Raw genomic sequence first — 5,673 nt, 5'->3', positions numbered from 1 at the left:
GCGGGGGCGGGGCGGGCGGACTCCCCGTTTCGTTCTGGTAAAATTGCGCTTTTCCCGCCGCCAGGTCCCCGCCGCATGTCTCACCTCGCTCATCCCGCCGCCAGTCCGCACGCTTCGCAGCCCGTCCAACTCATGGCCAACGCCATCCGCGTCCTGGCGATGGACGCCGTCCAGCAGGCCAATTCAGGCCATCCCGGCATGCCGATGGGCATGGCGGACATCGCGGTGGCGCTGTGGGGCCGTCATCTGAAGCATAATCCGGCCAACCCCAAGTGGGCCGACCGCGACCGCTTCGTGCTGTCCAACGGTCACGGCTCGATGCTGCTCTACGCGCTGCTGCACCTGACCGGCTACGACCTGCCGATCAGCGAGCTGAAGAACTTCCGCCAGCTGCACAGCAAGACCGCGGGCCATCCCGAATACGGCATCACGCCCGGCGTGGAAACCACCACCGGCCCGCTGGGCCAGGGCCTGACCAACGCGGTCGGCATGGCGCTGGCCGAGCGCCTGCTGGGCGAGGAATTCAACCGCCCCGGCTTCGACATCGTCAACCACCACACCTACGTGTTCCTCGGCGACGGCTGCCTGATGGAAGGCGTCAGCCACGAGGCCTGCTCGCTGGCCGGCACGCTGCGCCTGAACAAGCTGGTGGCGCTGTGGGACGACAACGGCATTTCCATCGACGGCGACGTCGAGCACTGGTTCGCCGACGACACCCCCAAGCGCTTCGAAGCCTACGGCTGGAACGTGATCCGCGCGGTGGACGGCCATGACGCTGCGGCCGTCGACGCCGCCATCGCCGTGGCCAAGTCCAGCGACCGCCCGACCCTGATCTGCTGCCGCACGCTGATCGGCAAGGGCGCGCCCAACAAGGAAGGCGGCCACGATGTGCACGGCGCGCCGCTCGGCGGCGCCGAGATCCTGGCCACGCGCGAAGCGCTCGGCTGGACCCACTCCCCGTTCGAGGTGCCCGCCGAAGTCTATGCGGCGTGGGACGCCAAGGCCCGCGGCGGCTCGCTGGAGAAGGCCTGGACCGCGCTGTTCGAGGCTTATGCCGAGCGTTTCCCGTATGAAGCCGGCGAATTCCAGCGCCGCATGCGCGGCGAGCTGCCCGGCGCGTTCGACGCCGCCGTCGACGCCTTCCTCGCCAAGTGCGAGGAAAAGGCCGAGACCATCGCCACGCGCAAGGCCAGCCAGAACACCATCGAGGCGTTCGGCCCGGTGCTGCCCGAGTTCCTCGGCGGCTCGGCCGACCTGACCGGCTCCAACCTGACCAACTGGTCGGGCAGCAAGGCCGTGCGCGTGGATGCCTGGGGCAACCACATCAACTACGGCGTGCGCGAGTTCGGCATGAGCGCGGTGATGAACGGCATCACGCTGCACGGCGGCTACATCCCCTACGGCGGCACCTTCCTGACCTTCTCGGACTACAGCCGCAACGCGCTGCGCATGGCCGCGCTGATGAAGATCCGCACGCTGTTCGTGTTCACCCACGACTCCATCGGCCTGGGCGAGGACGGCCCGACCCACCAGTCGATCGAGCACGTCGCCAGCCTGCGCCTGATCCCCAACATGGACGTCTGGCGCACCGCCGACACCACCGAGACCGCGGTCGCGTGGGCCCAGGCCGTGCGCCGCGAGAACGGCCCGAGCTGCCTGATCTTCAGCCGCCAGAACCTGCCGTTCCAGAAGCGCAGCGACGCCACCCGCGCCAACATCGCGCGCGGCGGCTACGTGCTGCGCGAAGGCAACAATCCCAAGACCGGCCTGCCCGACGCCGTGATCGTCGCCACCGGCTCGGAAGTCGGCCTGGCCGTGGGCGCGGCCGAGCAGCTGGCCGTCGACGGCGTGCACGTGCGCGTGGTCTCGGTGCCGGCGACCACCGTGTTCGACAAGCAGGACGCCGCCTACAAGGCCTCGGTGCTGCCGGCGGGCGTGCCGCGCGTGGCGGTCGAGGCCGGCGTCACCGATTTCTGGTGGAAGTACCAGGTCCAGGCCGTGGTCGGCATCGACACCTTCGGCGAGTCGGCGCCGGCCGGCGTATTGTTCAAGCATTTCGGCTTCACGGTGGAGAACGTCGTGCGCACGGTGCGCGACACGCTGGCACAGTGATCCGCCCGCCGGACCCGCGCGGCCGGCATGGCCGCCCCGGTCCGGCAAACGCTTTCTTGCATTCATCGATCGTCAGGCTACCCAGGAGATAAACATGACCATCAAGATCGGCATCAACGGCTTCGGCCGCATCGGGCGCATGGTGTTCCGCGCCGCCATCGCCAACTTCAAGGACCTCGAAGTGGTCGCCATCAACGACCTGCTCGAGCCCGACTACCTGGCGTACATGCTGAAGTACGACTCGGTGCACGGCCGCTTCGACGGTGAAGTGTCGGTCGACGGCAACACGCTGGTGGTCAACGGCAAGAAGATCCGCCTGACCGCCGTCAAGGACCCGGCCGAGCTCAAGTGGGGCGAGGTCGGCGCCGACGTGGTGGTCGAGTCCACCGGCATCTTCCTGACCAAGGAAGGCGCGCAGAAGCACATCGACGCGGGCGCGAAGAAGGTCATCATGTCGGCCCCGTCCAAGGACGACACCCCGATGTTCGTGTACGGCGTGAACCACGAGACGTACAAGGGCGAGGCGATCATCTCCAACGCCAGCTGCACCACCAACTGCCTGGCCCCGGTGGCCAAGGTGCTCAACGACAAGTGGGGCATCAAGCGCGGCCTGATGACCACCGTGCACGCCGCCACCGCCACGCAGAAGACCGTCGACGGCCCGTCCAACAAGGACTGGCGCGGCGGCCGCGGCATCCTGGAAAACATCATCCCGTCGTCGACCGGCGCCGCCAAGGCCGTGGGCGTGGTGATCCCCGAACTGAACAAGAAGCTGACCGGCATGTCGTTCCGCGTGCCGACCTCCGACGTGTCGGTGGTCGACCTGACCGTCGAGCTGGACAAGCCCGCCAGCTACGCCGAGATCTGCGCCGAGATGAAGGCGCAAAGCCAGGGCGCGCTCAAGGGCGTGCTGGGCTACACCGAGGACAAGGTCGTCGCCACGGACTTCCGCGGCGATGCGCGCACCTCGATCTTCGACGCCGAAGCCGGCATCGCGCTGGACTCGACCTTCATCAAGGTCGTGAGCTGGTACGACAACGAATGGGGCTATTCCAACAAGGTGCTGGAAATGGCGCGCGTGGTGGCCAGGTAAGGCCGTCCAGGCTGTCCGCGCCGGCCGGGGCGCGCCGGGGGTCCCGTTGGCGGGATCTCGCGCCATCCCGCCGGCAATTCCAGCGATCGGCCGCCTGCCGGCGGGGCCGGGCCCGTGGAAATCCTGTTCCACGCCCGGCTTTGCTCTTACACTGATAAAGTGCTGGAAATACTGATGTGCAGCCTATGCAAGTGACGCCAATGTCATTCGCAACCTCCAATCTAACCTGGGCGAGATCATGGTGAACGTGGATACCAAGCTTCTCGTGATTTTTACCGAGTTGCTTAGCAAGCGGAACGCGACCTACGTCGCGGAAAAGATGCACATGACCGCGCCCGCGGTATCGCATTCGCTGGGCCGCCTGCGCGAGATCTTCGACGACCCGCTCTTCATCCGCGTGCCGCACGGCCTCACGCCGACGCCGCGAGCCCTGGAACTGGGCCCCAAGATCCGCGACATGCTCGACCTGTGGTCCTCGATCAACGAGGGCGACGCCGACAATTTCGATCCCGCCACCGCCACCGGCACGCTCAACATCGGCTTCGCCGCCGAACTCGGCGATACGGTGTTCAACCGCTTCATCCTGCGCATCAAGCAACTGGCGCCGGAGCTGCACATCAAGCTGGTCGAGTCGCACTCGTGGGAGTCCGACGTGGCCGCCATGCGCGGCAACGAGCTGGACCTGGCGTTCTCGCCGTTCCCGACCCGGCACCCCGAGATCGTGGAGGAGATGGTCACTTCGCTGAACCTCTGGGTGTGCGCGCGCAAGAACCATCCGGTGCTCAAGGGCACCTGCACGCTCGAGCAGTATCTCGACTGCGGCCACATCTTCATGGCGCACTCGGGCGGCACCAGCCGCCCGGCGCCGTCGCTGATCCCGCTGGACTACGCGCTGCAGCAGCGCGGGCTCAAGCGCAACGCCACGCTGACCGTGCATTCGTGGCGCGCGCAGTCCGAGCTGGCGGCGCAGACCGACCTGATCTTCACGGTCAACGCGCTGACCAAGGACATGGCCTGCGAGACCTACGGCCTCAACGCGTTCCCGCTGCCGGCCGAGATCAACACCACGCTGGGCCTGAACATGTTCTGGCACCGCAGCCGCAACACCCACCCGATGCTGGTGTGGGCGCGCGGGCTGTTCCGCCAGGTGGTGGGCGAATTCGTCGGCGTGCCGGCCGCCGCGCGCGGCCTGCACATCGTCGCCGAGCAGGACGAGCGGCAGTCCTGAGCGCCGCCGCGGCGCGGCTCGCCCAGAAGAAGAAACCGGCGCATCGCGCCGGTTTTTTTTTCGTGGTCGCCGAGAGGATCCCGCCTGCCGCGGGCGGGGCGGTCAGCGCTTGGGGCGGAACTGGCAGTCCTGCTTGATGCAGTTGCCGTACAGCGACAGCGCATGCTCCTGCAGCGCGAAGCCGCGTTCGCTGGCGATGCTCTGCTGGCGCCGCTCGATCTCGGAATCGTAGAATTCCTCGACGCGGCCGCAGTCGATGCAGACCAGGTGGTCGTGGTGCCTGCCTTCGTTGAGCTCGAAGATGGCCTTGCCGGATTCGAAGTTGTTGCGCGAGAGCAGGCCCGCCTGCTCGAACTGGGTCAGCACGCGATAGACGGTTGCAAGGCCGATGTCCATCTGTTCGTTGAGCAGGATGCGATAAACGTCCTCCGCGCTCAGGTGGCGCTGCTCGCTGGTCTGGAAGATCTCGAGGATCTTCAGACGGGGTACGGTCGCTTTGAGACCGATATTTTTGAGGTCCGCCGGACTCGGCATGGGCGTGACTCCCTAGAGTACAATGTCTGGATTATTGAATCATAAGGGTTTTGGCGGCAAAAGTCGCCTCGGCGGTTGCCTGGGCGCCGCCGGCTGCCCCAGGCTGCGCCCGCGATGATGCATCGCCCCAGCCGTCCCGTGGCAATGGCCGCGGGGGCCGGAACCGGCACTTTCCTCTCCCTTCTAGAAGCGAGATACATGCGTTCATTTCGTTCGTCCGCCATGCGTCCGACGCTGGTTACTTCTGTGCTGGCCGCTGCCGTGCTGATGGCAGCGTGCTCCACTTATGACAATACGTCGCGCAAGCTCGCCAACGCGATCACGCCGTACCGTATCAACATCGTGCAAGGCAACTTCGTCTCGCGCGAGGCCGCGTCCCAGCTGCGCGAAGGGATGACGCGCGACCAGGTCAAGTTCCTGCTCGGCACGCCGCTGCTGACCGACGTCTTCCACGGCAACCGCTGGGACTACTTCTTCTCGTTCCGCCGCGGCAACACCCCGGTGGTGCAGCAGCGCCACTACACGGTCTTCTTTGACGGCGACAAGCTGGTCAAGTTCGGCGGCGACGAGCTGCCGTCCGAATACGAGCTGATCGCCGAGATCGACGGCATGAAGGCCCTGCAGGCCAACCAGCGTCCGCTGCGCCGGGAGATCGACGCGGCCGCGGCGGCTTCGGCGGTCGGCGCGACGCCGCCCGCGCAGCCCG

5 protein-coding genes are annotated in these 5,673 nt (G+C 66.8%); 4 read left to right on the top strand and 1 reads right to left on the bottom strand.

Annotated elements, in window-relative coordinates:
* The first annotated feature begins 75 nt into the window (after positions 1-75).
* From tkt to K206_RS0134730, 3 genes are all read left to right on the top strand, one after another.
* Positions 76-2,112 carry a transketolase gene (gene tkt, locus K206_RS0134740; protein WP_029044425.1) on the top strand — a complete coding sequence of 679 codons (2,037 nt, stop codon included), beginning with the start codon at positions 76-78 and terminating at the stop codon, positions 2,110-2,112.
* A 94-nt stretch (positions 2,113-2,206) separates the two neighbouring features.
* Positions 2,207-3,205: a type I glyceraldehyde-3-phosphate dehydrogenase gene (gap, locus tag K206_RS0134735; RefSeq protein ID WP_020206871.1), complete on the top strand. Its 999-nt coding sequence runs from the start codon at positions 2,207-2,209 to the stop codon at positions 3,203-3,205.
* Positions 3,206-3,443: 238 nt separating this feature from the next.
* Positions 3,444-4,433 carry a LysR family transcriptional regulator gene (locus tag K206_RS0134730; RefSeq protein ID WP_020206870.1) on the top strand — a complete coding sequence of 330 codons (990 nt, stop codon included), beginning with the start codon at positions 3,444-3,446 and terminating at the stop codon, positions 4,431-4,433.
* A gap of 102 nt (positions 4,434-4,535) precedes the next feature.
* Here K206_RS0134730 and fur read toward each other — a convergent pair whose 3' ends face one another.
* A complete protein-coding gene (gene fur / locus K206_RS0134725) occupies positions 4,536-4,967 on the bottom strand; it encodes a ferric iron uptake transcriptional regulator (protein WP_020206869.1) in 432 nt (143 codons plus the stop codon).
* Between the two features lie 198 nt (positions 4,968-5,165).
* On the opposite strand from fur, the gene K206_RS0134715 reads away from it, so the two are divergent.
* On the top strand, positions 5,166-5,673 hold a 508-nt coding region (locus K206_RS0134715; protein WP_043367768.1), incomplete at its 3' end, for an outer membrane protein assembly factor BamE.

It is taken from the genome of Cupriavidus sp. WS (genome assembly GCF_000395345.1).
Lineage (GTDB): Bacteria > Pseudomonadota > Gammaproteobacteria > Burkholderiales > Burkholderiaceae > Cupriavidus > Cupriavidus basilensis_B.
This window is presented reverse-complemented; position numbering and strand designations above follow the sequence as displayed.